General features: G+C 61.8%; 23 protein-coding genes. 17 read left to right on the top strand and 6 right to left on the bottom strand.

Going from position 1 to position 21,511, the window contains the following annotated elements; genetic code table 11:
* Window positions 1–353: 353 nt before the first annotated feature.
* Both rhtA and AO064_RS02175 read left to right on the top strand, forming a co-directional pair.
* Entirely contained in the window at window positions 354–1,241 is an 888-nt protein-coding gene (rhtA, locus tag AO064_RS02170) for a threonine/homoserine exporter RhtA (RefSeq protein WP_064052258.1), read from the top strand.
* A 164-nt stretch (window positions 1,242–1,405) separates the two neighbouring features.
* Window positions 1,406–1,687, top strand: a complete 282-nt coding sequence (locus AO064_RS02175) for a hypothetical protein (protein ID WP_016980214.1) — start codon at window positions 1,406–1,408, stop codon at window positions 1,685–1,687.
* 158 nt (window positions 1,688–1,845) lie between these two features.
* Here the strand turns inward: AO064_RS02175 and AO064_RS02180 are convergent, their stop codons facing one another.
* The 3 genes from AO064_RS02180 to AO064_RS02190 all read right to left on the bottom strand — a co-directional run bounded on the left by AO064_RS02180 (window position 1,846) and on the right by AO064_RS02190 (window position 5,367).
* Complete coding sequence (locus AO064_RS02180) at window positions 1,846–3,654, bottom strand: aminopeptidase P family protein (RefSeq protein WP_064052259.1); 1,809 nt, start codon at window positions 3,652–3,654, stop codon at window positions 1,846–1,848.
* Window positions 3,655–3,703: 49 nt separating this feature from the next.
* Entirely contained in the window at window positions 3,704–4,864 is a 1,161-nt protein-coding gene (locus AO064_RS02185; RefSeq protein WP_012723305.1) for a cysteine desulfurase family protein, read from the bottom strand.
* A 233-nt stretch (window positions 4,865–5,097) separates the two neighbouring features.
* Window positions 5,098–5,367, bottom strand: coding sequence for a hypothetical protein (locus AO064_RS02190; RefSeq protein ID WP_064052260.1), 270 nt, complete (start codon window positions 5,365–5,367; stop codon window positions 5,098–5,100).
* 400 nt (window positions 5,368–5,767) lie between these two features.
* On the opposite strand from AO064_RS02190, the gene msuE reads away from it, so the two are divergent.
* Genes msuE through AO064_RS02210 form a run of 4 tightly spaced genes read left to right on the top strand, consistent with a single transcriptional unit; the run spans window position 5,768 to window position 9,823 of the window.
* The gene (msuE, locus tag AO064_RS02195) at window positions 5,768–6,331 is read left to right on the top strand and encodes an FMN reductase (RefSeq protein ID WP_012723304.1); all 564 of its coding nucleotides are present in this window, start codon (window positions 5,768–5,770) and stop codon (window positions 6,329–6,331) included.
* Window positions 6,332–6,340: 9 nt separating this feature from the next.
* Entirely contained in the window at window positions 6,341–7,483 is a 1,143-nt protein-coding gene (gene ssuD, locus AO064_RS02200) for an FMNH2-dependent alkanesulfonate monooxygenase (RefSeq protein ID WP_012723303.1), read from the top strand.
* A gap of 37 nt (window positions 7,484–7,520) precedes the next feature.
* Window positions 7,521–8,708 (top strand): acyl-CoA dehydrogenase family protein, encoded by a 1,188-nt coding sequence (locus AO064_RS02205; RefSeq protein ID WP_064052284.1) that lies wholly within the window; start codon window positions 7,521–7,523, stop codon window positions 8,706–8,708.
* Between the two features lie 11 nt (window positions 8,709–8,719).
* Window positions 8,720–9,823, top strand: a complete 1,104-nt coding sequence (locus AO064_RS02210) for a sigma-54 interaction domain-containing protein (RefSeq protein ID WP_012723301.1) — start codon at window positions 8,720–8,722, stop codon at window positions 9,821–9,823.
* Here AO064_RS02210 and AO064_RS02215 read toward each other — a convergent pair.
* The gene (locus AO064_RS02215; protein WP_046036543.1) at window positions 9,812–10,177 is read right to left on the bottom strand and encodes an antibiotic biosynthesis monooxygenase; all 366 of its coding nucleotides are present in this window, start codon (window positions 10,175–10,177) and stop codon (window positions 9,812–9,814) included. The two genes, AO064_RS02210 and AO064_RS02215, sit on opposite strands and share 12 nt — an antisense overlap.
* Window positions 10,178–10,277: 100 nt before the next feature.
* On the opposite strand from AO064_RS02215, the gene soxR reads away from it, so the two are divergent.
* From soxR to AO064_RS02235, 3 genes are all read left to right on the top strand, one after another.
* Window positions 10,278–10,727, top strand: a complete 450-nt coding sequence (gene soxR, locus AO064_RS02220) for a redox-sensitive transcriptional activator SoxR (RefSeq protein WP_012723299.1) — start codon at window positions 10,278–10,280, stop codon at window positions 10,725–10,727.
* A 332-nt stretch (window positions 10,728–11,059) separates the two neighbouring features.
* Window positions 11,060–11,935: an alpha/beta fold hydrolase gene (locus AO064_RS02230; RefSeq protein ID WP_064052262.1), complete on the top strand. Its 876-nt coding sequence runs from the start codon at window positions 11,060–11,062 to the stop codon at window positions 11,933–11,935.
* 54 nt (window positions 11,936–11,989) lie between these two features.
* Window positions 11,990–12,904, top strand: coding sequence for a LysR substrate-binding domain-containing protein (locus tag AO064_RS02235; RefSeq protein ID WP_208602883.1), 915 nt, complete (start codon window positions 11,990–11,992; stop codon window positions 12,902–12,904).
* Between the two features lie 126 nt (window positions 12,905–13,030).
* Here AO064_RS02235 and leuD read toward each other — a convergent pair whose 3' ends face one another.
* Window positions 13,031–13,645: a 3-isopropylmalate dehydratase small subunit gene (gene leuD / locus AO064_RS02240; protein WP_064052264.1), complete on the bottom strand. Its 615-nt coding sequence runs from the start codon at window positions 13,643–13,645 to the stop codon at window positions 13,031–13,033.
* Window positions 13,642–15,060, bottom strand: coding sequence for a 3-isopropylmalate dehydratase large subunit (gene leuC, locus AO064_RS02245; protein WP_012723295.1), 1,419 nt, complete (start codon window positions 15,058–15,060; stop codon window positions 13,642–13,644). The genes leuD and leuC overlap by 4 nt, the downstream gene beginning before the upstream one ends.
* Window positions 15,061–15,348: 288 nt before the next feature.
* Here leuC and AO064_RS02250 point away from each other — a divergent pair, with 288 nt between their 5' ends.
* From AO064_RS02250 to AO064_RS02285, 8 genes are read left to right on the top strand one after another with little or no spacing between them, the layout of a single operon-like run.
* A complete protein-coding gene (locus AO064_RS02250) occupies window positions 15,349–16,551 on the top strand; it encodes a PepSY-associated TM helix domain-containing protein (protein WP_012723294.1) in 1,203 nt (400 codons plus the stop codon).
* On the top strand, window positions 16,548–17,084 hold the full coding sequence (locus tag AO064_RS02255; RefSeq protein ID WP_046036537.1) for a hypothetical protein: 537 nt from the start codon (window positions 16,548–16,550) through the stop codon (window positions 17,082–17,084). The genes AO064_RS02250 and AO064_RS02255 overlap by 4 nt, the downstream gene beginning before the upstream one ends.
* A complete protein-coding gene (locus AO064_RS02260) occupies window positions 17,081–17,410 on the top strand; it encodes a hypothetical protein (RefSeq protein ID WP_064052265.1) in 330 nt (109 codons plus the stop codon). The genes AO064_RS02255 and AO064_RS02260 overlap by 4 nt, the downstream gene beginning before the upstream one ends.
* On the top strand, window positions 17,407–17,967 hold the full coding sequence (locus AO064_RS02265; protein ID WP_046036536.1) for a DUF6162 family protein: 561 nt from the start codon (window positions 17,407–17,409) through the stop codon (window positions 17,965–17,967). The genes AO064_RS02260 and AO064_RS02265 overlap by 4 nt, the downstream gene beginning before the upstream one ends.
* A gap of 19 nt (window positions 17,968–17,986) precedes the next feature.
* Window positions 17,987–18,907, top strand: a complete 921-nt coding sequence (locus AO064_RS02270) for a metal ABC transporter substrate-binding protein (RefSeq protein ID WP_012723290.1) — start codon at window positions 17,987–17,989, stop codon at window positions 18,905–18,907.
* Window positions 18,904–19,650 carry a metal ABC transporter ATP-binding protein gene (locus tag AO064_RS02275; protein ID WP_064052266.1) on the top strand — a complete coding sequence of 249 codons (747 nt, stop codon included), beginning with the start codon at window positions 18,904–18,906 and terminating at the stop codon, window positions 19,648–19,650. Before AO064_RS02270 ends, AO064_RS02275 begins: the two co-directional genes overlap by 4 nt.
* Window positions 19,647–20,546: a metal ABC transporter permease gene (locus tag AO064_RS02280; RefSeq protein WP_012723288.1), complete on the top strand. Its 900-nt coding sequence runs from the start codon at window positions 19,647–19,649 to the stop codon at window positions 20,544–20,546. Before AO064_RS02275 ends, AO064_RS02280 begins: the two co-directional genes overlap by 4 nt.
* The gene (locus tag AO064_RS02285) at window positions 20,546–21,460 is read left to right on the top strand and encodes a metal ABC transporter solute-binding protein, Zn/Mn family (protein ID WP_064052267.1); all 915 of its coding nucleotides are present in this window, start codon (window positions 20,546–20,548) and stop codon (window positions 21,458–21,460) included. Before AO064_RS02280 ends, AO064_RS02285 begins: the two co-directional genes overlap by 1 nt.
* The last annotated feature ends 51 nt before the right edge of the window (window positions 21,461–21,511 follow it).

Below are 21,511 nucleotides of genomic sequence, written 5' to 3' on the forward strand. Positions count from 1 at the left end.
CAACACCTCTTTTTCTCCGCTTTCGACCGAGAGGATCGAAACGTTAATAGAGCCAAACAACACTGCTCTACCAACTCCTTCTGAGCTTCGATGAACTGAAGAAACTCGCTGTCGAATTCTGCGTAACTCTTTGTTTACCAAGGAGTTTTCCGTTTCGACTGCGCCGGAAGTGGGGCGAATTATAGNACGTCAACCCTTAATTTGCTTTTTCTATCAAAGGACCTGAAAACCGCCAACATGGCCCCTTAAAGGGTGTCGGAAAGGATAATTGAGCACTATATTGCTCAACAGCAAACACTTAAGCATCATAGCGCCCACGCTTCTATCAATATGACCTCGGACAAACACTTCCAATGACCACCTCCCCCCGCAGCCTGGCCTCGACATTGTTCCCCGTCGGCCTGCTGTTGATCGCCATGGCTTCCATCCAGTCCGGCGCCTCGCTGGCCAAGAGCATGTTTCCTATCGTCGGCGCACAAGGCACCACAGCCCTGCGTCTGATTTTCGCCAGCGTTATCATGCTGCTTCTCCTACGTCCTTGGCGCGCCAAGCTGACGGCCAAATCCCTGCGCACCGTCATCGTTTATGGGATGGCACTGGGTGGCATGAACTTCCTCTTCTATATGTCCTTGCGCAGCGTGCCTCTGGGTATTGCGGTCGCCCTCGAATTTACCGGGCCGCTTGCCGTAGCCATCTATGCCTCTCGACGCGCAGTAGACTTCCTGTGGATTGTCCTCGCAATTATCGGCCTTCTCCTACTCATCCCCATGGGGGAAGCCAGCAGTGGCATCGACTTGCTCGGTGCTGGTTACGCGTTGGGGGCTGGTATCTGCTGGGCGCTCTACATTCTATATGGGCAGAAAGCCGGTAATGACAACGGCGTCCAGACCGCCGCTCTTGGCGTGATGATCGCCGCATTGTTCGTCGCGCCTATCGGCATCGTCCATGCGGGCAGCGCATTGCTGACGCCTGCACTGATCCCGGTCGCGATCGGCGTCGCCATTCTGTCCACGGCTCTGCCTTACACGTTGGAAATGGTGGCACTGACGCGCCTCCCCGCCCGCACCTTCGGCACGCTGATGAGCATCGAACCCGCTTTCGGAGCTGTTTCCGGCCTGCTATTCCTACATGAGCACTTATCCATCGCGCAGTGGCTGGCAATCACCTGCATCATTCTGGCCTCCGTAGGTGCCACAGTGACGATGCGCAGCGAGTCAAAGCCGTTGGTTCCAGCGGATTGAATTCTGTTTGAATGTAGCTCTGGCATTTAGCACGCATTTAGGCCATGTTTAAGCCGCAAACGAATGTCATTCATGGAGAATTTCGACAAGGACAGCGCGAACGCTACACCCGAGAGCGAGTAGAGCCTGCCTCTAACATTGCGAGGCGGCTATTAAGGATAGGAATGAAGCGAATTTTGATACTGTTAATGGTCATGGCCATTGCTGGCTGCGCCGCGACCACCAAGACAGAAGTAAAACGTGGCAAAAAAGGGCTGCATATCAACTGTTCCGGCCTGTCCTCTTCCTGGGACCAGTGCTACACCAGTGCAACCAACTCCTGCGGCGCCAAGGGTTACCGGGTAATCGCAAAGTCCGGTGACAACTCCGAGGAACCAGGGGATTACCCCTTCGGCCTCAACCCTGCCGGCTACACCAGCCGCAGCATGATCGTCATCTGCAAGTAATCGCTCGAGCAGTCTCCCTGACTGCTCCTATTAAACGCCAGATACACATTCGGCCCTTCATTGACGTCAATCCATGCGGTATCGGCGACAGCCGGCCCCAGGCGAGGGCGTCGACTCTATGGCCGAAGCCCTCGCCCAGGCTCCTGAACTGCAGCCGATCAGATAGCGGAGGTGCGTACCTGCAACCACTCCAGCGCGGCGCCGCTGAGCAACGGGCTCAAACGCTCACGCACGTGCGCGTGGTAAGCGTTGAACCACTCACGCTCATCCGCCGTCAGAAGCGACGGTTCCAGGCAGCGGGTATCGATCGGACACAAGGTCAGGGTTTCAAACTTGAGAAACTCACCGAACTCGGTCTCGCCCGCTTCGCGGTTCAGCACCAGGTTCTCGATGCGCACGCCCCAACGGCCCGGACGGTAAGTGCCCGGCTCGATGGAGGTGATCATCCCCGGCTGCATGGCCGTTTGCGGCGCGGTGGCGGCCTGATAGGCAATCACTTGCGGACCTTCATGCACATTGAGGAAATACCCTACGCCATGCCCGGTACCGTGGCCATAGTCCACGCCTTCAGCCCAGATCGGCGCGCGGGCAATGGCGTCCAGCAGCGGCGACAGAATTCCCTTCGGGAAATGTGCACGGGACAAGGCGATCACGCCCTTGAGTACGCGGGTGCAATCACGCTTCTGCTCGTCACTCGGCGTACCGATAGGCACCATCCGCGTGATATCCGTGGTGCCGCCCAGGTACTGGCCACCTGAATCGATCAGCAACAGGCCATCACCTTCGATCAGCGCATGTTCTTCTTCAGTGGCGTGATAATGCGGCATCGCGCCATTGGCGTTATACGCGGCGATGGTGTTGAAACTCAGCGACACATAACCGGGGCGACGGGTGCGCGCCGCAGTCAGGTGTTCGTCAATGGTCAGCTCGGTGATGCGCTCGCGGCCCAGTGCACTGTCCAGCCAAGCGAAAAATTCGCACAGCGCCGCGCCATCCTGCTCCATGGCTTGGCGGATATGCTCCGCGTCGGCCAGGCTCTTGCGGGACTTGGCCAATGTGGTCGGGTTGAGTCCTTCGACCAGCTTGACGCCCGCATCGAGGTTTTCCAGCAAGCCCGCGGTGACGCGAGCCGGGTCGACCTGCAAACTGGCGCCTGCCGGTACCGCGCGCAATGCGCCAGCCACTTCGCTGTAGTCGCGCAGCGTCACGCCATCTTGCTCCAGCACGCCCCGCAGTTGCGCATCGACTTTGCTCAGCGCCACAAACAGCGTGGCCTGCTGTTGATTGATCAAGGCAAAGGACACAAACACCGGGTTAAACGAAACGTCTCCGCCGCGCAGGTTGAACAGCCAGGCGATGTCATCCAGGGTGGCGATGAAGTGCCAATCGGCGCCCTTCTCTTTCAAGGCGGCGCGCAGTGAGGCGAGTTTTTCACCACGGCTGACGGTGGCTTGCGGTGGCAGGTGCGGATAAATCGGTTGGTTCGGCAACGCCGGGCGGTCCCGCCAGACTTCATCCAGAAGATCGATATCAGTACGCAAGCGCGCACCACGCTCCGCCAACTTGCCGCCTAGAGTGCGCGCCGAGGCCACGGCCATCACCGCACCGTCGACCGCAACGACACCCCCTTCCGGCGTTTGCTCGGCCAGCCATTCCAGCGGACCGGGTTGACCCGGCTGCAGCTTGACCAATTCGATGCCGCTGCCCTTGAGCTCCTTGCTCGCCTGTTCCCAGTAGCGGCTATCGGCCCACACACCGGCGAAGTCCGCGGTGACAATCAATGTCCCCACCGAACCATGAAAGCCCGACAACCATTGCCGCCCCTGCCAGTAACCCGGCAAGTATTCGGACAAGTGCGGGTCGGCCGACGGCACCAGCAGGGCGTGAATGCCCTCGCGGCTCATCATTTCACGGGTATGCGCCAGGCGCTGGGGTACCGTTCCATGGGTCAAGGGCTGCGTACTCATTGTGTCTCCTGCTAACCACGAATAATTATTATGTGTTGCGATAAATGAATCAGACCGCCCAGAACGCCGGTGCACTGGCAAGGGTCGCTTTGATCAACTGCACAGCCTGATCGATATCCTGCTCGGTGGTAAACCGGCCCAGGCTCAAGCGAATGGTACGGCCGGCGCTGCGTGCATCATGGCCCAAGGCAAGCAACACATGGGACGGCGTATTGCTCGCCGAATTGCAGGCGGACGTCGCGGAAAACGCGATCCCCGCACTCAACGCAGCGGCATTGAATTCGCCTTCACTGAAGGTGAGGCTCAGGGTGTGTGGAATACGTTGTGTAGCGCTGCCATTGAGGCGCACGCCGGCAATCGATTCCAACTGATCCAGCAGGCGCTGGCGCAAGGCAACGATCACGGCTTTTTCTTCAGCGAACGACGCCGCCGCCAAGGCGAACGCGGTGCCCATGCCGGCAATCTGATGAGTCGCCAACGTGCCGGAGCGCAGGCCGCCTTCGTGACCGCCGCCGTGAATCTGCGCCAGGACTTTCTGCTGCGCCCGTGGCCCGACATACAACGCGCCGATACCCTTGGGGCCATACAGCTTGTGCGCCGAAAACGACATCAGATCCACCGGCCACTGCGCCAGGTCGATCGCCACCTTGCCCGCGCCCTGCGCCGCATCCACATGCAGCAACGCGCCGTGTTCACGCACGCGAGCGCCAATGGCCGGGATGTCGTTGAGGGTGCCAAGCTCGTTATTCACCAGCATCAGCGAGACCAGGAAGGTGTCCTCGCGCAGCGCTTCGCTGACCGCCTCGACGCTGATCAACCCATCGGCATCCGGCACCAGGTAGGTCACGGCTACGCCAGCTTCCTGCAGTTGCCGCGCGGTATCCAGGGTGGCTTTGTGTTCGATCTGGCTGGTGATGATATGCCCACCCGCCACGCCCCGCGCCTGGGCCACGCCCTTGATCGCAAGGTTGTTGGATTCCGTGGCGCCGGAGGTCCAGACGATTTGTTCAGGTTGGGCACCGACCAGCTCGGCCACCTGGCGACGCGCCTGTTCAACCGTTTGCCGGGCTGCTTGGCCGAACGCATGGGAACTGGACGCGGGGTTACCGAAATTGGCATTGAAGCCCAGGCATTCGACCATCACCTGGATGACCCGCTCATCCACCGGTGTGGTGGCGGCGTAGTCGAAATACAGCGGACGTTTATTCATGACGTTAGAAACTCGCAGAGCAGGTTCCCGAGAGCAGCGTCTCAGGGGCACGGACCGGGACAGAGGTCGTCAGGTTTAACCGATCGAATGCCATTAAAGAAGGACCACTTTATGTAAATGTGCGTAGGAACGCTCCTGAAATTCAGCTTAACAGGCTGAAGTCGCCCAATGGCAAACAAAAAGCCCGAGGTTTCTTAAGGGAAACCTCGGGCTTTTTGTCGCCAGGCGCAAACTCAACTCGGACGACCGTGCAAGGTCACGCTGCGCTCGGCATTCATTTCACCTTGGCGATCAAAGCCGAAGGGTTTCTGTGGCTGGCCGGTCAGTGCAGCGCGCTGCTGTTGGTATTCATCAAACGACAAACCACGGCGGCTCAATGCTTCCAGGGCCAACTGTTTGGTTTCTTCCGCCGTGTAGGGACGCAATTCAGGTGAAGGATGATTCGCACATCCGGCAAGGACGGAGCTGACAATCAATAAGGAAACAGCGAGGAATCGGTTCATGGCGGTAGCCCTGCAAAGGAGGTTTCGAGTCAATGAACACAGGCTACTCCCGCCCCTGCACGGTGAAAAATCACCTCCCGTGATAGTTGCTATCAACCGCTTAAACACCTTCGATGGTTCCACCTTTATATTTCTTTATGATCTATAAATATGGAAATACGTTCATTTACGGAATAAAACTAACCCTCTATAAATGTCGCTACACAGCGACGGCACTGTTGCCCACGCAACTGTTGCTCACCCAACAGTCATTCAACAAATCACCAGGCAGCCAACAGCAGCAGTTTTCAGCAGTGAGCCTGCAACCCACGCCAATCAAGGCCTGCACCCGTTGGTACAGCTCTTGCTCAACAGGTTGCAACCCACCTGCTATGAACCACTGTTGAAAAAGGAACTGTTCATGACACGTCCACTGAATGTCGTTGCCCTCTCCGGCGGAACCTGGCGTCCGTCCCGCACCCTGGTGCTGACCCAGGCTGTGCTGGCTGAACTGGCCACGTTGCTGCCGATCCAGACCACCCTGATCGAATTGGGCGACATCGCCCGGCCGCTGGGCGGTGCACTGTCGCGCGATGAACTGCCCGCTGAAGTCGAAGCGCAACTGTTGGCAATCGAACAGGCCGACCTGCTGATCGTCGCCGCACCGGTCTATCGCGGGTCCTACCCAGGCTTGCTCAAGCATTTGTTCGACCTGATCGGCCTCAATGCGCTGATCAACACACCGGTATTGCTCGCAGCCACGGGCGGCAGCGAACGCCACGCACTGGTCCTCGATCATCAGTTACGACCGCTGTTCAGCTTCTTCCAGGCGCTGACCCTGCCGATCGGCGTCTACGCCACCGAGGCTGACTTCACCGACTACCAGATAACCAGCGAACTCTTAAAAGCCCGTATTCAACTGGCGGCAGAACGTGCAGCGCCTTTGTTCGCTGCGCACTCCCCCTCTCTGCTGAAAATTGCATAAGGATTTGTCATGGATGTTTTCTGGTTTCTGCCCACTCACGGCGACGGTCATTACCTGGGCACGACCCAAGGAGCACGGCCAGTCACGCTCAATTACCTCAAGCAAGTCGCCCAGGCCGCTGACAGCCTGGGTTACTACGGCGTATTGATTCCGACCGGGCGCTCGTGCGAAGACTCCTGGGTGATCGCCTCGGCGCTGGTGCCGCTGACCGAACGCCTGCGTTACCTGGTGGCGATTCGTCCGGGCATCATCTCGCCCACGGTCTCGGCGCGCATGGCGGCGACCCTTGATCGCCTGTCCAACGGTCGTCTGCTGATCAACGTGGTTACCGGCGGTGACCCTGACGAAAACCGTGGCGATGGCAGCTTCCTCGATCACAGTGAACGCTACGAAGTCTCCGACGAATTCCTACAGATATGGCGCCGCGTGTTGCAGGGCGAATCGGTGGATTTCGAAGGCAAACACCTGCGTGTACAGAATGCCAAGGCGCTTTACCCCCCGGTGCAGAAGCCTTATCCACCGCTGTATTTCGGCGGGTCGTCCGACGCCGCCCACGATCTCGCCGCCGAGCAGGTCGATGTATACCTGACCTGGGGCGAACCGCCCGCCGCCGTTGCGGAAAAACTCGCGGATGTCCGCGAGCGCGCCGCACGCCGCGGGCGCACCGTGAAGTTCGGCATCCGCCTGCATGTGATCGTGCGCGAGACCGAAGAAGAGGCTTGGAAAGCCGCCGACAAGCTGATCGAGCACATCAGCGACGACACCATCGCCGCCGCGCAAAAATCCTTCTCGCGTTTTGATTCCGAAGGCCAGCGCCGCATGGCCGCCCTGCACGACGGGCGCCGCGACAACTTGGAAATCGCCCCCAACCTGTGGGCCGGCGTCGGCCTGGTGCGCGGCGGTGCCGGTACCGCGTTGGTCGGCAACCCGCAACAAGTCGCCGAGCGCATCAAGGAATACGCCGACCTGGGCATCGAAAGCTTCATTTTCTCCGGCTACCCGCACCTGGAAGAGGCTTATCGCTTTGCCGAGTTGGTGTTCCCACTGCTACCGGAACCCTATGCCAGCCTTGCTGGGCGCGGTATTACCAACCTCACTGGCCCGTTCGGCGAAATGATCGCCAACGATGTGTTGCCAACAACAAAGGCCTGAATGCAATGAGATCGGCCAAATCATTGAGGAACACCGCGTGACAGCCACCCCCCACAGCGTCCTGCCGTCTCCTTTGCAGACCGCCAAACTGCTGGCCGCTGAATTCGCCCTCACCGCCGTCGAGCGTGACGAGCGCGGTGGCACGCCCAAAACCGAGCGTGACGCCTTGCGCCAGAGCGGCCTGCTGGCCCTGAGTATTCCCACCCAATACGGCGGGCTCGGCGCACGCTGGAGCGACACCTTGGGCATCGTGCGCGAGTTCGCCAAGGTCGACAGTTCCATCGCGCATGTCTTCGGTTTTCACCACCTGATGCTCGCCACCGTGCGCCTGTTTTCGCGCCCGGACCAATGGCAACCCTGGTTCGAACAGACCGCACGCAAAAACTGGTTCTGGGGCAACGCCCTCAACCCACTGGACACGCGCACGGTGGTCAAGGATTTCGGCGGCTGGCGCGAGTTCTCCGGCAAAAAGAGCTTCTGCTCCGGCGCCAGTGACTCGGAAATGCTGATCGCCTCGGCGGTGGATGAAACCGCCGGCGGCAAGCTGCTGATCGCGGCCATCCCCAGCGGTCGCAGCGGCATCACTTTGCACAACGACTGGAACAATATTGGCCAGCGCCAGACCGACAGCGGCAGCGCCAGCTTCGAGCGGGTACGCGTCGAAGAATCGGAACTGCTGCTCGACCCAGGCCCGCTGAGCACACCTTTCGCCTGCCTGCGCCCGTTGATCGCGCAGTTGACGTTCACGCATATGTTCCTCGGTATTGCCGAAGGCGCTTTCGAAGAAGCGCGCGACTACACGCTCACCGAGACCCGCTCGTGGCATAAGTCCAGCGCCGAAGACGTGCGCCAGGACCCTTACGTGCTGCACCACTACGGCGAATTCTGGGTCGCCCTGGAAGGTGTGCGCCTGTTGGTGGAACGCGCTGCCGAGTTGCTCGACCACGCCTGGGCGAAGGGCCCGAACCTCAGCGAAAGCGAGCGCGGCCAACTGGCTATCGCCATCGCCACCGCCAAAGTTGCCGCGACCCGCCAAGGCCTGGACCTGTGCAGCCGTCTGTTCGAAGTCACTGGCGCGCGCGCAACCCATGCATCGCTGCGCCTGGACCGTCATTGGCGCAACCTGCGCACGCAAACCCTGCACGACCCGGTGGACTACAAGCTCCATGAACTGGGGGATTGGGCGTTGAACCAATCCCTGCCGATTCCGACGTTCTATTCCTAAGAGAGGTGCCCATGCAGCTTTTGACCCTACCGCCCTCGCCCGCCCTCGCGACGTCGATCCGCGCCACGGCCCAGGTCTTCGAAGACCCCAAATCCCAGGCGCTGCTCGACCACATCCAGCAAGTGGCGCCCAGCGAAGCCAGCGTGCTGATCATCGGCGAGACCGGGACCGGTAAAGAGCTGGTGGCACGGCATATTCACAACCTCAGCGCGCGACGCAACCGGCCGTTCGTGGCGGTGAACTGCGGGGCGTTCTCCGAATCGTTGGTGGAAGCCGAACTGTTCGGCCATGAAAAAGGCGCCTTCACCGGCGCCCTCAGCGCCAAGGCCGGCTGGTTCGAAGAGGCCGACGGCGGCACCTTGTTCCTGGACGAGATCGGCGATTTGCCGATGGCGATCCAAGTCAAGCTGCTGCGCGTCCTACAGGAACGCGAAGTCGTGCGCCTGGGTTCGCGCAAGAGCATTGCGATTGATGTGCGTGTGCTTGCCGCCACCAACGTGCAACTGGAAAAAGCCATCAACGCCGGGCATTTCCGTGAGGACCTCTACTACCGCCTCGACGTGGTCAGCCTGGAACTCAGCCCGTTGCGCGAGCGGCCCGGCGATATCCTGCCGCTGACCCGGCACTTCATCGACGCCTACAGCCAGCGCCTGGGCTACGGCCCGATCACCATCAGCCGCGAGGCCGAGCACAAGCTCAAAAGCTACAGCTGGCCAGGCAATATCCGCGAGCTGGAAAACGTGATCCACCACACGCTGCTGATCTGCCGCAACGGCGTGATCGAACGCGACGATTTGCGCCTGTCGAACATGCGCATCGAGCGCCAGGACGACAGCCAGCACGGCACCGACAACAGCGCCGAAGCCTTGCTGGCGCGCGCGTTCCAAAAGCTCTTCGAGGAACAGGCCGGCGCCCTGCATGAAAAAGTCGAGGATGCCCTGCTACGCGCTGCTTATCGTTTCAGCCATTACAACCAAGTGCACACCGCCAACCTGCTGGGCTTGAGCCGCAACGTCACGCGCACGCGCCTGATCAAGATCGGCGAGCTGGCGGTGAACAAGCGCCGCCCCGGCGAAAACGTGCAGGGCGAACGCATGTTGCATCTATCCATTTAGGCGGCAATGCAGCGCGTTGTCATGGCTGCGCTCGAAACTGCGCAGCACCTGGAACGAACCAAAGGTCACGGCCGTGGCCTGGTGGGCGCGAATCAACGTCCAGAAATCTTCCTCGCCATGCTCAAAGCATTTGAAGGCCGCCTCGCCGTCCTCGCGCGAGCGCCATTGCAAGTAATTGAGCACCCGGCGCCCGTCGTCGCTGACCTGCACACTCGCATTGATAAAGCCGCCATGGCCCTGGGCCAAGCGCTCGCTTTGGGTGGACAGGGCCGCCACCAGCGCCCTTTGTTGCCGGGGCTCGATCTGAAATTCGATCAATTGAGTGAAGCTGCGATTTTTCTCTGATACCTGCATGAACACTCCCCTTTCTCTGTAGGCAGAATCTTGCGATTCGATGCCACGCAGGGTAAAACCTCTAGTTAAGTCAAGGTCAAGCGTTGTTTGGGAGTTTTTCATGCTTAACAAGGAACTCACCGTCGGCCAACTCGCCGCCCGCAGTGGTGTGGCCGTCACGGCGTTGCATTTCTACGAGACCAAGGGGCTGATCAAGAGTAATCGCAATGCCGGTAACCAACGGCGTTATCCACGGGATGTGTTGCGGCGCGTGGTGGTGATCAAGATCGCCCAGCGCCTGGGGATTCCGCTGGCAACGATTGGCGAAGCGTTGCAGGCGTTGCCGGAGGGGCGCACACCTAACGCCCGGGATTGGGAACGCTTATCGGCGCTATGGCGGGAAGACCTGGATGAGCGCATCAACAAGCTGACGCTGCTGCGCGACACACTCAATGGCTGTATTGGCTGTGGGTGCTTGTCGATGGAGGCGTGTCCGTTGCGCAATCAAGGCGACAAGCTCGGTGAGTGCGGTCCGGGCGCCCAACTGCTGGAGCCCACTCCACACCGCTGACCCGTTCCCAGTGCTTGGAGAGCACCGCGTCGGTTGCCTATAGGCCGCGCAATACGTGGCCTATAGTGAAAAAGCTGTCGCTCCACCACCGTCAAGGAGAACGATAGCGAGCCATGGAGAGGTTCAAGCAAAGCTGAGATCGGCTGAACACCACACACATTAACGGTGGGAGCGACGCACCGCCGCTCCCACAGGTGGCCTCCATTAGTGGAAAGATCGAGTCGTCACTCACCGCGCCTACACACTTCATGAACACCCCCTCCACGCTTTCGCCCTTGCCCCGAACGCCGCGTGATTCCAGGATGCAAGCACTCACCACAAGGAGCCATTCCATGTTCGCCGGATTCCAGAAAGACCAGTGCCACGTCAACGGCGTCAGCATCAGTTACCGCACAGGCGGTACAGGTCCCGGCCTGCTGCTGTTGCATGGGCACCCACAAACCCACGTCATCTGGCACAAAGTCGCCGAGCAACTGGCTGAACACTTCACGGTAGTGGCTGCCGACCTGCGCGGCTATGGCGACAGCAGCAAGCCGCCCGCCAATGACGATCACTCCAACTATTCGAAACGGGAAATGGCCCGCGACAGCGTGGAGCTGATGAAGGCCCTTGGCTTCGAACAGTTCTCGGTGCTGGCCCACGACCGTGGCGCACGCGTGGCCCATCGCGTGGCCCTGGACCATGCGGCCGCCGTGCAACGTATGGTGCTGTTGGACATCGCCCCCACCCTCTCGATGTATGCGCAAACCGACGAAGCCTTTGCCCGCGCCTACTGGCACTGGTTCTTCCTGATCCGCCCGGCGCCGCTGCCGGAGGCCTTGATCGAGAGCAACCCGCAGTTGTACCTGCGCAGCGTAATGGGCAGCCGCAGTGCCGGGCTCAAGCCGTTCACCGATGAAGCCTTCGCCGAATACCTGCGCTGCCTGAAACTGCCGGGCACCGCCACCGGTATCTGCGAAGACTACCGTGCCGCTGCCGGTATCGACCTTGAGCACGACCAGGCGGACATCGACGCCGGCCATCACCTGAACCTGCCGCTGCTGGTGATGTGGGGCGCCGAAGGCACCGTCGGCCGCTGTTTCGAGCCGCTCAAGGAATGGCAGAAAGTTGCCACTGATGTGCGCGGCAAGGCCTTGCCGGCCGGCCATTACATCGCTGAAGAAGTCCCAGAGTTGTTGCTGGGCGAAGTCCTGAGCTTCCTGCGCTGAGCCGTGGCCAGCGCAATGCTATTCTGGCGGCTCATGCCGCCACGCTTGTGTCTGATGACGAATAAGAAAGGTACCGTGCCCCTACCCGAAGACCTGCGGGTGTTCCTGACCGTGATCCGCAAGGCCGGCTTCGCTGCGGCAGCTGATGAGCTTGGGTTATCGCCTGCGTATGTCAGCAAGCGCATCCAGATCCTTGAAACCACCCTGGCCACCCGCCTGCTGCACCGCACCAGCCGGCGCATCGCCCTGACCGAAGACGGTGAACGGGTGCAGCGCTGGGCCGTGCGCATCCTGGAAGATTTCCAGCAACTTTCCGATGAACTCAGCGACGCGCATGACAGCCCGCGTGGCCGCCTGCATATCTGCAGCACGTTCGGCTTTGGCCGCAACCATGTGGCGCCGGCCCTGTCGTTGCTGGCCGAGCAGTACCCGGACCTGGAGATCCGCCTGGACCTGCTCGACCGTGTGGTCGATATCGTCAGCGAAGGTTTCGACCTGGAGATCCGCGTGGGCGACGACATCCCCGGCCAGCACATCGGCCGTCGACTGGTGAGCAACCGTCGCGTGCTATGCGCCGCCCCGGCGTATCTGCAACGACGCGGCACACCGCACCAATTGAGCGACCTGGAGCAGCACGACTGCCTGGTCCTCAAGGAGCGCGACAACGCGTTTGGCATCTGGAACCTGGAACACGACGGCGCCCAGGAAAGCGTGCGCGTGCGGGGGCCGCTGTCGTCGAACAATGGCGAAATTGTGTTGCAGTGGGCGTTGGATGGGCGCGGGGTGTTATTGCGTTCGATGTGGGATGTAAAGCCGCTGCTGGAGCAAGGCAAGCTGGTGCAGGTGCTGCACGGTTATACCCAGAGCGCCAACGTGTGGGCGGTGTACCCGACTCGCTTGGCGTATTCCGGGAAGCTGCGCGCCTGCGTGGAGTTTTTGCAGGCACACTTCAAGGGGCTCTCAATCTGAGGTCACAAACCCAATCAAAAATGTGGGAGGGGGCTTGCCCCCGATTGCAGGGTGTCAGTCACTCAAAAGTTAACTGACCCACCGCCATCGGGGGCAAGCCCCCTCCCACATTTGGATTTAAGTGTGTCAGTTGAGCCAGGGATTGGCTTGCAGGTGGCGTTGTTCGAACGTTTTGATTTGCTCGCTGCGTTGTAACGTACTGCCGATTGCATCCAGGCCAAGCAACAACGCCGTCTTGCGCAGGGTATCGATCTGAAACGGGATCACCTGGCCATCCGCCAAATGGATCTGCTGGGCTTCAAGGTCGATACTGATCTGCGCCTGTTCCGCCTGGCTGACAGTCTTGCCCAACGACTGCAACACCGCCTCGTCCAGTCTGATCAACAACACCCCGTTACGCTGGCAATTGTCATAGAAGATCCCGGCAAAGCTGCTGCCGATCAAAGCGCGGATGCCCAGTTGCTTCAGCCCCCATACCGCGTGCTCACGGCTGGAGCCGCAACCGAAGTTCGGCCCTACCACCATGAAACGTGCGCCCTGCCAGGCCGGCTGGTTCAGTACGAACTCGGGGTTGGGCTCGCCGGACGGTAAGAAGCGCAGGTCGAAGAACAGCCCCCGATCCAGGCCATTGCGGTCAATGCCCTTGAGGAACTGCTTGGGCATGATCACATCGGTGTCGATATTGGCCGCCAGCATCGGCGCGGCTTTGCCGGTGACCAGAGTGAAGGGTTGCAAGCTCATGGGCGCGCTCCAAAGTGGCGGACATCGGTGAGGCGGCCGGTAATGGCGGCAGCGGCAACCATCGCCGGGCTCATCAGGTGGGTGCGTGCGCCCGCACCCTGGCGGCCTTCGAAGTTGCGGTTGGTGCTGGAGGCGCAGCGATCGCCGGGGGCCAGCACATCGTCGTTCATCGCCAGGCACATCGAGCAGCCGGACTGGCGCCATTCAAAGCCCGCGTCGATAAAAATCGCTGCCAACCCTTCGGCTTCGGCCTGGTCACGCACTTCGGTGGAGCCCGGCACGATCATCGCCCGTACGTGCTCGGCCACCTGCTTGCCGCGCACCACGCGGGCGGCGTCGCGCAGGTCTTCGATGCGGGCGTTGGTGCAGGAGCCGATAAACGCATGGCTGATGACGATATCGCTCAACGGCATGCCGGCTTCCAGGCCCATGTAGCGGAGGGCGCGGCGCATGTCCTGGCGCAGGATCAGGTCGCTGACCTCCTGCGGGTCGGGCACGCGGGCGCCGATGGGGGCGACTTGGTCGGGGCTGGTGCCCCAGGTGACCATGGGTTCCAGGGTGGCGACGTCGAGTTGCACCTCTTGGTCGAAGACCGCGTTGGCATCCGAGTGCAGCAAGCGCCAGCCCACCAGCGCCTGCTCCCACAGCGCGCCGTGTGGCGCGCGCGGCTTGCCCTTGAGGTAGGCGAAGACTTTTTCGTCCGGCGCCATGAACGCGCCGCGCGCCCCGGCTTCCACCGCCATGTTGCAGAGGGTCATGCGCGCCTCGACGCTCAGCGCATCGACAGTGGCGCCGCAAAACTCAATGGCATAACCGGTGGCACCCGAGGCGCCGATCTTGCCGATCAGCGCCATGATCACGTCCTTGGACGTCAGGCCTGGCGCCAGGTCGCCGTATACGCTCACGCGCATGGTTTTCAGGCGCTTGTAGACCAGGGTCTGGGAAGCCAGCAGGTGTTCGATTTCCGAGGTACCGATGCCAAAACCGAAGGCCCCCAGGGCCCCGTACGTGGTGGTGTGGCTGTCGCCGGCGGCAATCACCATGCCCGGCAGGATAAAGCCCTGTTCCGGGGCGACCACGTGTTCGATGCCTTGGCGCTTGTCGAGGATGTCCAGCAGTTCGATGCCGAAGTCGCGGCAATTCTCCGCCAGGTAAGACACTTGCCGCGCGCCGCCGGCATCCGGCATCGCCGCTATGCGCTTGGGCGTAGTCGGGTTCACATGGTCGACCACCGCCAGCGCCGTGCCCGGGCGCCAAACGTTGCGCCCGGCCTCACGCAGGCCGCTGAAGGCCTGGGGGCTGGTGTACTCGTTGATCACCTGGCGATCTATATAAAGCAGGACATGGCCCTGGTCATCCAGGGCACACACCGTGTGGGAATCGATGTGTTTGTCGTAGAGGGTTCTGGCAGTCATTTTCCTGGGCTCACTTTTGTAGGCGCTCGCTCAACGGCATGCGCCCATCCTACGCAGCCGCCCCGCCCCATCAATGCCGCCAGGGTGATGGCTTGGAACATGTTTCGTGTTCGATCGAGGCGTTAAAGCGCCCTGAATGTGAACCTGAAACATTTTCTTTCATATACGCCTTAGGGATTTCTCATTCTCATCCGTCTTAACTTAGATACAGCCTGTCGCGTCAGCAAAAGCTACGACTGGCCTTTTTCGGGCCTTCACTGCCCCCCTCCGATCAAGACCCTCATTCACATGTCGAAGAAGTCGCGCTCCAAACTCTGGTTTCTCGTGCATAGCTGGCTGGCATTGCCCATCTGGTTCTTTGTACTGATCGTCTGCGTCACCGGCACCCTGGCGGTGGTCAGCCAGGAGATCGTCTGGCTGGCCAACCCGGATATCCGTGCGAGCAAACCGTCGGATGACGCCGAACCGCTGAGCTTTGACCAGGTGATCGCCGCGATCAAGCGTGACGAGCCCCAGGTGATCGTCCGCTCGATCATCCGCCCCGACGAATCGCACTTTGCACTCAGCGTCGGCCTGAGCTACCCCGACGGGCGTTCGGTCGAGGCTTACGCCAACCCCTACACCGGCGCGATCCAGGGCATCAGCCCGGCATTCAACTTCCAGCAATTCACGCGCGCACTGCACGGCTGGTGGCTGGTGCCGTTTACCAACGGCTATAGCTGGGGCTGGTACCTGGTGTCCTTCCTCGGCTTGCCGTTGTTGGCGTCACTGGTCACCGGGCTGGTGGTGTACAAGCGGTTCTGGAAAGGTTTTTTCCGGCCGACCCTGCGTATCCGCCACGGAGCGCGGATCTTCTGGGGCGACTTCCACCGCCTGAGCGGCATCTGGTCGATCTGGTTTATCGCGGTTATCTCGATTACCGGCACCTGGTTCCTGATCCAGGCATTCCTGGGGGACAACCAGATCTCCATCTCCAGCGAGCCGATTGTCCCGGTGATAGCCCGCGAGAAAGTGCCGACTTCCGCCCCTGGCGTACCGGCGCCCATGATCCCGCTCGACGACGCCATCAAGATCGCGACCCAACGCATTCCGGGCCTGGACGCAACGTTCGCGTTCCTGCCGCTCAACGCTTACAGCCATCTGCAGATTGGCGGGCGCGGTTGGTACCCGCTGATGTTCCAGACCGCGCAACTGAACCCCTATAACGGTGAAATCGCCGTCTCGCACCTGCTCTCCGACCGCACCACCCTGGAGTTCGTCACCGAATCCATGCGCCCCCTGCACACCGGCGACTTCGGTGGCCTGTGGATCAAGCTGATCTGGGCATTTTTTGGCCTGGTACTGAGCATGATGGTGTTGAGTGGCCTGCTGATCTGGACCAAGCGCACCGCCCTGGCAACGCTCAATGCGCTCAAGCGTGAAGCCAAGGCCCAACACAAGCCCGTGGCCATCCCGGCCATGCAGGCTGAAACCTCGGAGGCCCACCGATGAGCAAGGTCGCTGCTGTACCGCCTTCGCCGTTGCGCGCCTTCTGGCTGAAATGGCGCTTCCATATCAATGTGCTGCTGTTGCTGGTGCCCCTGGGCTTCATGCCCAAGTACTTCGCCGATGCGGCGCTGTTTCGCGGCGATGCCGGTATCGGCGAGCGCGTGGCCGGCGAGGTGCAGGTCGGGCCCTGGAGCCTGACCCTCGCGGAATTTCGCAATGAAGGCCCGAGCCCCGACCCGGCCGGCCCGATGAAGTTTTTCAACGCATCCCTGTGCGACACCTGCGCCAACCAGGTCAAGGCCACCTACCTGCGTATCGGCAAACCGCGCAGCCTGCGGGCCGCCGGGGTGATCTTCTTCGGCACGCCGTACCGCATGGGCGCCGCCCTGCCGATTCCGGAACGCACGCCAGCCGACGCTGAAGTCTGGATCACCATGGAAGGCTGGGACGGCAGCATGCACCAGGGTTCCATCCCGTTGAGCCAGGCCTCGCCTGCCACTATTGCCTGGCTGAACAAGCAAGGAGTTAAACCATGACTTTGATGCGCCTGACCCGCGCCTGCGGCGTGCTGTTGCTGAGCGCCGGTTTCAGTACCGTCGCCCTGAGCCACAACCCGATGTGCGAGTGCAAGGAAATCCCCGGCGAGCAGATCCAGTGCAAGGGAGGCTTCTCCGACGGCAGCGGCGCGCCCGGCGTGACCCTGGATGTGATCGGCTACGACGAAACCATCCTGCTGCCCGGCAAGCTTGGCGAGGACTCCACGCTGACCTTCAAGAAGCCGTCCGCCGAGTTCTATGTGTTGTTTGATGCAGGCCCCGGCCACGTGGTGGAAATCGACCAAGCGGATATCCAGCCACAATGAGTACCACACAGGTTGTACGCCCCGCCGGTGCCGGTCACGAAACCCTCTACGTGCTGTTGTTGTGCCTGATCATCCTGGCGGTGGCGGGTTCGGTGATCGCGCTGCACGGTGAGTCCCAGGAAGTGGCGGCCGTCCCCAGCCATCAATTGGACGCCCGTCGCGACCTGAGCGCCGCCGAGCAAGGCATCTACGCCGACCTGCGGGTGACCCTGGATGAGATCCAGCTGTTGCAGCAAGAGCAAAGCGCGCTGCCCAGCCCGGCGCAATTGGCCGAAGAAGGCTTCGCGCCGTTTGCCCAGGACGCCAGCTCGGTCAGCCGTGGTGATCATCGATGGCAATTGCTAGCCCCCTCGGCCTACCTGGGCTTGAGCCAGGCGCCGGGTACCAGCGGCTCGCTGCTGATGCGCGTGCACGGTGCCGAGCCGGATATCTGGCTCAACCGCCAAGCCAACCTCGCCGCCCCTTCCGACCTCTCTGACCAGGCGCTGATCGCAGCCGGCTGGCAGCAGGTGGTCGCGCAATTCGATGCCGGCGTCACTCGCCAGCACCGCCACTGAACGAGAAGACCGATTGCCCATGTCTACTTCATCCCCACTGTTGCGCCTGTTGCTGGTTGGCCTGTTCAGCCTGATGCTCGCCCCGCTCGCCAATGCCGAAGCGAGTAAACGCCTGCGCATCGGCATCACCCTGCACCCTTATTACAGCTACGTGGCCAATATCGTCGGCGACAAAGCCGAGGTGGTGCCGCTGATTCCGGCCGGTTTCAACCCGCATGCCTACGAGCCACGCGCCGAAGACATCAAGCGCATCGGCACCCTGGACGTCATCGTGCTCAACGGCGTCGGCCATGATGATTTCGCCGACCGCATGATCGCCACCAGCGAACGCCCGGACATCCCGGTGATCGAGGCCAACGCCAACGTGCCACTGCTGGCCGCTACCGGCAACGCCGCACGCGGTGCGGGCAAGGTGGTCAACCCGCATACCTTCCTGTCGATCAGCGCGTCGATTGCCCAGGTCAACAACATCGCCCGCGAACTGGGCAAGCTCGACCCGGACAACGCCAAGGCCTACACCCAGAACGCCCGCGCCTACGGCAAGCGCCTGCGCCAGATGCGCGCCGATGCCCTGGCCAAGTTGACCAGCGCCCCCAACCCGGACCTGCGCGTGGCCACCGTACACGCCGCCTACGACTACCTGCTGCGCGAATTCGGCCTGGAAGTCACCGCCGTGGTCGAACCGGCCCACGGCATCGAGCCCAGCCCCAGCCAGTTGAAGAAAACCATCGATGAACTGCGGGCCCTGGACGTGAAGGTGATCTTCTCGGAGATGGACTTCCCGTCCACCTACGTCGACACCATCCAGCGTGAATCCGGGGTCAAGCTGTACCCGCTGTCGCATATTTCCTACGGCGAATACAGCGCCGAGAAGTACGAAGTGGAAATGACCGGCAACCTGAATACCGTGGTGCGGGCGATTCAGGAGTCGGGCGCATGACGGCGGCGGAACAACTGAAGGCGGTCAGCGTCGGCCCGACGATTGAGTTCGATAAGGTCTCCCTGACCTTGGGTCGCACCGCGATCCTGAATGACGTGAGTTTCCAGGTACAGCCGGGCAGCATTCATGCGCTGGTCGGGCCGAACGGCGGCGGGAAAAGCTCGCTGATCAAGACACTGCTGGGGCAAACCCCGCATCAGGGCACGCTGAGCCTGCACTGGCCGACCACGCCCGGCACCATCGGTTATGTGCCCCAGGCCTTGGAGTTCGATCGGGGGCTGCCAATGACCGTCGATGACTTCATGGCTGCCATGTGCCAGCGACGCCCGGCGTTTCTCGGCCTGTCCAAGCAGTACGCCGGTGCTATTGGCGAGGCGCTGGAGCGAGTCGGCATGCAGGACAAACGCAAGCGCCGCATGGGGGCGTTATCTGGCGGTGAGCGCCAGCGCGTGTTGCTGGCCCAGGGGCTGATCCCGGCGCCGCAACTGCTGGTGCTGGATGAACCAATGTCGGCCCTCGACGAAGCCGGTATCCAGGTGTTCGAACGCCTGCTCAATGACTGGCGCCTGGCCGGGATCACCGTGCTGTGGATTGAGCACGACCTGGAAGCCGTGGGCCGCCTGGCCGACCGCGTCACCGGTCTCAACCGCCGTGTGCTGTTCGACGCCACGCCCAAGGAGGCGCTGACCCCGGACCGCCTGCTGACCCTGTTCTCCACCCACCCTCGGAGCCCGGCGCAATGAGTTATGAAGCCTTTCGCTTGATGGTCCAGGGCTGGGCCTCTTCCGGTTACCTGCCGGAGGCGCTGGCCTACGGTTTTGTGGTCAACGCCCTGCTCGCCGGTCTGCTGATCGGCCCGGTGCTGGGCGGCCTGGGCACGCTGGTGGTGGTCAAGCGCTTCGCGTTTTTCTCCGAAGCGGTCGGCCACGCCGCGCTGACCGGCGTCGCCGTGGGCATTCTGCTCGGCGAACCCTACACCGGGCCCTACGGCAGCCTGTTCGGCTACTGCCTGTTGTTCGGCATCCTGCTCAACTACCTGCGCAACCGCACGGGCCTGGCGCCGGATACCTTGATCGGCGTGTTCCTGTCGGTGTCGCTGGCATTGGGGGCGAGCCTGTTGCTGATCCTGGCCGGCAAGATCAACGTGCATATCCTGGAAAACGTGCTGTTTGGCTCAGTGCTGACGGTCAATGGCAACGATCTGGCGGTGCTGGCAATTGTCGGCGCGCTGGTGATGGCCCTGGCGTTGCCCTTGTACAACCGCATCATGCTCGCCAGCTTCAACCCGCAACTGGCGGCAGTGCGCGGCGTGGCGGTCAAGACCCTGGATTACCTGTTCGTGATCCTGGTGACGCTGATCACCGTGGCGGCGGTCAAGGTCATCGGCGCGATCCTGGTAGGCGCGCTGTTGGTGATTCCGGCCGCCGCGGCGCGCCTGTTGAGCCAGTCGCTCAAAGGCTTCTTCTGGGTGTCGGTGGTGATCGCCACCGTCAGCACCCTGTGCGGCATCCTGCTGCCGATCATCTTCGACCTGCCGATCCCCTCCGGTGCCGCCATCATTCTGGTCGCCGGTATTGCCTTCGCCCTGGCCGCCATCGCGCGCGGCACCGTGCCCAGCCTCAAAGGGAACCTTGGATAATGCGCTCCGTTCTTCACCCCCTGGCCCTGGCCATCGCCTGCTTATTCACTACGCCATTGATGGCGGCCGAAGCCGCCAAACCCGCTGCCCACGCGGCAAAACCGGTCAAAGTGCTGGCCTCGCTGCCGATCACCTACGGCCTCGCTGACGTGCTGCTCAAAGGCACCGACGTGCAATTGGAGCGAGCCGCTCCGGCCAACTTGCCCGGTTCGCGCCAGGTGTCCTACTTCACCGGCCGCGGCGCGCAGGCCCTGAGCACGTTGGCGCTGGACGCCGACGCCGCCATCGGCCTGCGCTCGCTGTGGGCCGATGACCCGCTGTACCCGGTGGCGCGACGCAGCAATATCCGCATCGTTGAAGTCGACGCCGCCCGCCCGGTGGACGGCGGTTTGCCGGGCATCGCGGTGCAGCCAGGCGTCACCGATGGCCTGAACAGCCAGCCGTGGCAGTCGAGCAACAATATGGGCCGCATGGCCGATGTGCTGGCCGCCGACCTGAGCCGCCTGGCGCCCACCGCCAAGTCGAAGATCGACGCCAACCTCGCCGCCCTCAAGCAACGCCTGCTCAAGCTCACCGCCGACAGCGAAGCGCGACTGGCCAAGGCGGATAACCTGAGCGTGGTCAGCTTGAGTGATCACTTCGCGTACCTGGTCAGCGGTTTAAACCTGGAAGTGCTCAGCGCCGACGCACGGCCTGACGCTGACTGGACGCCCGAGGCGTTGCAGGCACTCAGTGCCGAGTTGAAGGACAACGACGTCGCGGTGGTGCTGCATCATCGCCAGCCGAATGAGGCGGTCAAGGCCGCGGTTGCAGCCGGCGGTTCGCAGTTGCTGGTGCTGAATGTCGACGGTGCGGAGCCGGTGACAGAGCTGGAAACCAATGTGGACCAGGTGATCAAGGCGCTCACACCCTGACATCTGAATAAGATTGTTGTAGTGAGCGGGCTTGCCCCGCGCTGGGTGGCG

Origin of the sequence: Pseudomonas marginalis, from assembly GCF_001645105.1 — a bacterium.
Taxonomy (GTDB): Bacteria; Pseudomonadota; Gammaproteobacteria; order Pseudomonadales; family Pseudomonadaceae; genus Aquipseudomonas; species Aquipseudomonas petroselini.

Excerpts from the sequence above, each read along its gene's own strand:
- rhtA (WP_064052258.1), top strand. The coding sequence starts at position 354 with ATGACCACCTCCCCCCGCAGCCTGGCCTCGACATTGTTCCCCGTCGGC.
- AO064_RS02175 (WP_016980214.1), top strand. The coding sequence starts at position 1,406 with ATGAAGCGAATTTTGATACTGTTAATGGTCATGGCCATTGCTGGCTGC.
- AO064_RS02180 (WP_064052259.1), bottom strand. The coding sequence starts at position 3,654 with ATGAGTACGCAGCCCTTGACCCATGGAACGGTACCCCAGCGCCTGGCG.
- AO064_RS02185 (WP_012723305.1), bottom strand. The coding sequence starts at position 4,864 with ATGAATAAACGTCCGCTGTATTTCGACTACGCCGCCACCACACCGGTG.
- AO064_RS02190 (WP_064052260.1), bottom strand. The coding sequence starts at position 5,367 with ATGAACCGATTCCTCGCTGTTTCCTTATTGATTGTCAGCTCCGTCCTT.
- msuE (WP_012723304.1), top strand. The coding sequence starts at position 5,768 with ATGACACGTCCACTGAATGTCGTTGCCCTCTCCGGCGGAACCTGGCGT.
- ssuD (WP_012723303.1), top strand. The coding sequence starts at position 6,341 with ATGGATGTTTTCTGGTTTCTGCCCACTCACGGCGACGGTCATTACCTG.
- AO064_RS02210 (WP_012723301.1), top strand. The coding sequence starts at position 8,720 with ATGCAGCTTTTGACCCTACCGCCCTCGCCCGCCCTCGCGACGTCGATC.
- AO064_RS02215 (WP_046036543.1), bottom strand. The coding sequence starts at position 10,177 with ATGCAGGTATCAGAGAAAAATCGCAGCTTCACTCAATTGATCGAATTT.
- soxR (WP_012723299.1), top strand. The coding sequence starts at position 10,278 with ATGCTTAACAAGGAACTCACCGTCGGCCAACTCGCCGCCCGCAGTGGT.
- AO064_RS02230 (WP_064052262.1), top strand. The coding sequence starts at position 11,060 with ATGTTCGCCGGATTCCAGAAAGACCAGTGCCACGTCAACGGCGTCAGC.
- AO064_RS02235 (WP_208602883.1), top strand. The coding sequence starts at position 11,990 with ATGACGAATAAGAAAGGTACCGTGCCCCTACCCGAAGACCTGCGGGTG.
- leuD (WP_064052264.1), bottom strand. The coding sequence starts at position 13,645 with ATGAGCTTGCAACCCTTCACTCTGGTCACCGGCAAAGCCGCGCCGATG.
- leuC (WP_012723295.1), bottom strand. The coding sequence starts at position 15,060 with ATGACTGCCAGAACCCTCTACGACAAACACATCGATTCCCACACGGTG.
- AO064_RS02250 (WP_012723294.1), top strand. The coding sequence starts at position 15,349 with ATGTCGAAGAAGTCGCGCTCCAAACTCTGGTTTCTCGTGCATAGCTGG.
- AO064_RS02255 (WP_046036537.1), top strand. The coding sequence starts at position 16,548 with ATGAGCAAGGTCGCTGCTGTACCGCCTTCGCCGTTGCGCGCCTTCTGG.
- AO064_RS02260 (WP_064052265.1), top strand. The coding sequence starts at position 17,081 with ATGACTTTGATGCGCCTGACCCGCGCCTGCGGCGTGCTGTTGCTGAGC.
- AO064_RS02265 (WP_046036536.1), top strand. The coding sequence starts at position 17,407 with ATGAGTACCACACAGGTTGTACGCCCCGCCGGTGCCGGTCACGAAACC.
- AO064_RS02270 (WP_012723290.1), top strand. The coding sequence starts at position 17,987 with ATGTCTACTTCATCCCCACTGTTGCGCCTGTTGCTGGTTGGCCTGTTC.
- AO064_RS02275 (WP_064052266.1), top strand. The coding sequence starts at position 18,904 with ATGACGGCGGCGGAACAACTGAAGGCGGTCAGCGTCGGCCCGACGATT.
- AO064_RS02280 (WP_012723288.1), top strand. The coding sequence starts at position 19,647 with ATGAGTTATGAAGCCTTTCGCTTGATGGTCCAGGGCTGGGCCTCTTCC.
- AO064_RS02285 (WP_064052267.1), top strand. The coding sequence starts at position 20,546 with ATGCGCTCCGTTCTTCACCCCCTGGCCCTGGCCATCGCCTGCTTATTC.